This window comes from Clostridia bacterium, from assembly GCA_019683875.1.
In the GTDB taxonomy this organism is placed as follows: domain Bacteria; phylum Bacillota; class Sulfobacillia; order RBS10-35; family Bu92; genus Bu92.
The window spans coordinates 1-3864 of the sequence record JADGHN010000139.1; the positions used below are offsets into that span (position 1 = coordinate 1).

General features: G+C 70.7%; 3 protein-coding genes. 1 reads left to right on the forward strand and 2 read right to left on the reverse strand.

Annotation, left to right across the window (positions count from 1 at the left end; all coding sequences use genetic code 11):
- Positions 1-1300: MATE family efflux transporter (locus tag IRZ18_08880; GenBank protein ID MBX5477217.1), on the reverse strand; the 1300-nt coding region annotated here is incomplete at its 3' end.
- 252 nt (positions 1301-1552) lie between these two features.
- Positions 1553-2944 carry an MFS transporter gene (locus IRZ18_08885; GenBank protein MBX5477218.1) on the reverse strand — a complete coding sequence of 464 codons (1392 nt, stop codon included), beginning with the start codon at positions 2942-2944 and terminating at the stop codon, positions 1553-1555.
- Between the two features lie 189 nt (positions 2945-3133).
- Here IRZ18_08885 and IRZ18_08890 point away from each other — a divergent pair.
- Positions 3134-3864, forward strand: a 731-nt coding sequence (locus IRZ18_08890) for a hypothetical protein (GenBank protein MBX5477219.1), incomplete at its 3' end; no start/stop codon positions are given.

Below are 3864 nucleotides of genomic sequence, written 5' to 3' on the forward strand. Positions count from 1 at the left end.
GGCGCCCCACCCAAAAGAGCCGGTAGTACCCGTATTGCAGCGCCAGGCTCGTCACGAAGGCGGCGGAGTAGCCGATCCAGACGCCGTCGATGCCGATCCGCCGGGAGAGCAGGTAGGCGGTGGGGATCTCCACCAGCCAGATGGACACGATCGTCAGCACCGTGGGCCACAGCACCACGCCGCTGGCGCGCATGATCCCGCCGAAGATGCTCGCCGCGCCGAAGACGAGGTAACTCCACAGCGTGATCATGAGAAGCCCGTGAGCGATCCGGAACGCCGCGCCGGGCGCCAGGAACAGCGAAAGAATCTCCCCCGCGAACAGGTAGGACAGCGCCACCAGCGCCCCGCCGATGGCGAGGTTGAGCTGCATCGCCGAGCGGACGACGTTCGCGAGCTTGTCTTGCCTCCCGGCGCCGATGGCCTGGGCGCCGAAGATGGAGGCCGTCATGCCCAGGCTGATCGCCGGCATCTGGACGTAGTTCGCCACCTGGTAATACGCCCCGTACGCCGCCGTGGCGTCGGAGCCGAAGCGGTTGACGAGGCTGACGACGGCGATCTCGGACAGGGACACGGCCACCATCTGGATCGCGGTCGGGATGCCGATCTTCAACATCGCGGCGAGGATGCGGCCGTCGATGCGGAGGTGGCGGACCATGTCCCGGTCGAAGCGCAGCGGGTGGCGAATCCGGTGAAGGTACGCGAGGAGGAGCGCAAGGGTGAGCAGCGTCGAGACGCTCATCGCCCAGGCCGCGCCGTCCAGGCCGGCGCGCGGCAGGCCTCCCCAGCCGAAGATCAGGGCGGGCGTCACCGCCAGGCTCAGCACGGTGTTCACCACGAGGAAGTAGAACGGCGTGTTGGAGTCGCCGATGCCGCGCAGGAACGCCGAGTAGGAGAAGAAGAGAAAGAGGGGCGCCGGCGCGAGGAAGGCGATGCGCGCGAACGACTCCGCCTGGGCGAGGATGTTCGCCGGCGTCCCCATGAAGACGAGGATCTTCGAGGCGAAGAGCACGCCGATCGCGCTCACGGCGACGCCCGCAAGAAAGGTGAAGCTGAGCGTCGTGCCGGCGACGGCCCGCACGCGGTCCATGCGGCCCGCGCCGAACGCCTGGCCGACCAGCACGGTGCCGCCGCTGGTCAGCCCGATGAGAAACGAGATGAGAAAGAACATCACGGGGAAGAAAGCCGAGATCGCCGCCAGGCCGGCGACGCCGATGTAGCGCCCGACCAGGATGCTGCTGATCGTGCTGCTCAGCCCCTGGACCGCGTTGCTGAGGAGCAGCGGCACCAGGAACGCGAACATCGCGCCGGTGAGGGGCGCGTTCCAGTCGACGGGCGCGTCCGGCGCGGTCCGCCCCCGCCCGGCGGCCTCCCCCTCGGCGCCTGGGTTCTTCGTGAGCGTTGCGGTCTCGACGTCCACGCGATCGCCCTCCGGGGCCGCGGCCACGCCGCGGCGGAAGTGAACCTTTTCATGATAACGGTTCTTGTCAAGACGTGCTTGGGTCGGCATGCGGCGCGGCGGCGCGAACGCTGGCGCCTGTGCACGGCGCCGGAGTCAGCGCGCGGGGCGGGTGCCGGTCCCGGCGCCGGCCGGGATCCGGAGCATGAGGGCGAGCATCGGCACCCCGAGGGCCAGAAGGGCGATGGACAGCTGGTGCAGGCCGGCGGGCCCCACGCCCCGGGCGAAGACGATGCCCAGCAGGCTGCTAGAAAGGATCGTGCCGGTGTAGCGCGCCATCATGAAGATGCCGGAGGCGGCGCCCGTGTCCTCGCGCGGGACGAAGCGGAAGAGGGCCGCCTGCAGCGCGAGGTTGTGGATACCGTTGCTCACCCCGAGAAGCGAGAGGACGGCGAACAGCGCCGCGAGGGGCGCTCGACCGCCCGCGGCGTACAGGCCGGCCGCCCCGGCGAGGAACGTCGCGCCGCCGGCCAGCAGCGCCGGGCGGTGGCCCGCGCGGTCCACCCACCGGCCCACGAAGGGCGAGACGATGCTGCCCAGCCCCGCGACGGACAGCATCATGACGCCGGTCGCGCCCGCGCTCAGACGGCGCGCGGTCTCGAAGTACGTGGGCATCCCGAAGAAGATGGAGTAGAACGCCACGTTCGACATCATCCACGCGAGGTACACCTTCGTCCGGGACGGATCGCGGCCGAAGACGCGCACATCGATGAAGGGCTCGGCGCCCGCGGAAGCGAGGCGCGTCTCGAAGCGAACGAACGCGAAGCCCAGGACGACGGCGCCCGCCAGGGCCCACCACGCCGGACCCCGGCCGTCCAGCGAGAGCAGGAACGCGAGCGCGCCGACCACCGTTCCCGAGAAGAGCGCCACGCCGGCAAGATCCAGGCGCCCGGCCGCCGCGGCGGAGGGTGTGTCCGCGGGCAGCGCGCGCCAGGCGAGGATCGTCGACACGGCGATCAACGGGAAATTGACGACGAAGATCGCCGGCCAGCCGCCGAGGTGGACGAGGAATCCGCCGAGAGAAGGGCCGAGGGCTGCGGAGGTGGACGAGAACACGGCGAGGATGCCCAGGGCCTGCGCCTGGCCGGTTCTGAACGTGTCCCGGATCATCCCCATGCCCGCCGGGTACAGCGTGGAGGTGCCCACCGCCTGCACGGCGCGGAAGGCCACCAGCGCGGCGAGGCTCGGCGACCACGGCGCCAGGGCCGATGCGACCGCCACGAGGGCGAGGCCGGCGAAGAAGAGGCGCCTCCGGCCGAAGAGATCGCTCACTCGTCCCATCACGGGTTGCGCGATGGCGCTGGCGAGGTAGTACGTGGCGATGAGCCACGTCAGCCGGGCGAAGGGCACGCCGAAATCGGCCCCGATGTGCGGCAGGGCCACGGCGATCATGGACGAGTTGATCGGGTTCAACAGGACACCGAAAGCGACCGCGGCGAGGAGGCGTCCCGGTCGCGCTCGATCGTGGGCCGGTTCAGGCTGTGTCAATTCTTGGGCTCCGTCTCCGCCGGTGCGTCTGGTCCTACGATACCCCAGCGGCACGATGCCGGGACCTGTCCAGCCCGGTGCTCGATGCTGTCTGTCCACAGGGGCCGTCATTTCTGGTAAACGTTAGATGAGCGAATCCTGTCGAAAATCGGTCCGAATCTGAGCGATATGACGGAGAGGGGCGGGCGCATGCGGCCTCGGCGGCGCGTGGCGACGGTGCTCGCGGCTTTGCTCGCGGCCAACGTTGTTCTTTTGACGGGCTGCTCCTTCCAGGACGCGGCCGAGTCGGCTTTGCGCTGGTTCTACCGCGATAGTTCGTCCGCTTCGGCCGGCGCCGAGCGGCCCGCCAGCGAGACGGCGCCGCCCGCGGAGACGGGGGGTTCCGTCGGGCAGGGCTCGGACGGGCAGGGCTCGGAGGGCGCACAGCCCGGGTCCGAGACGGCGGACGGTGGGGCGGGCACGGACGCCGGCGGGATGCCGGCCTCGGAGGCCGACGGGGCGGACGCCGGGGACAGCGGGCCGTTCACCACCTATACGGTGAAGCCGGCAAACGAGTCGCCGAAGGACGCCGCGCTCGCGAAGTTCCTCTCCGACCTCAAGAAGGCCGTCGCGGCGAAGGACGCCGGCGCGCTCACGGCGCTCGTCGACCCGGACGTGCAGGCCGGTTCTGGATCGGATCGGGGTCTGGACGCGTTTCGCACGGAGTGGCGGCTGGACGCGAACGCCGCGGATTCGCCGCTCTGGCCCCTGCTTGGCGACATGATCTCCCTGGGCGGCGCGTTCGCCCCGGACGACGCGGACGCCTTCGTGCTCCCATACGCGTCCGCGCGGTTCCCCGGCGACCTCGACGCGCGCCGGTACCTGGTCGTGACGGCCTCCGGCGTCAACGTCCGCGCCCAGCCGAGCCTCGACGCGCCGGC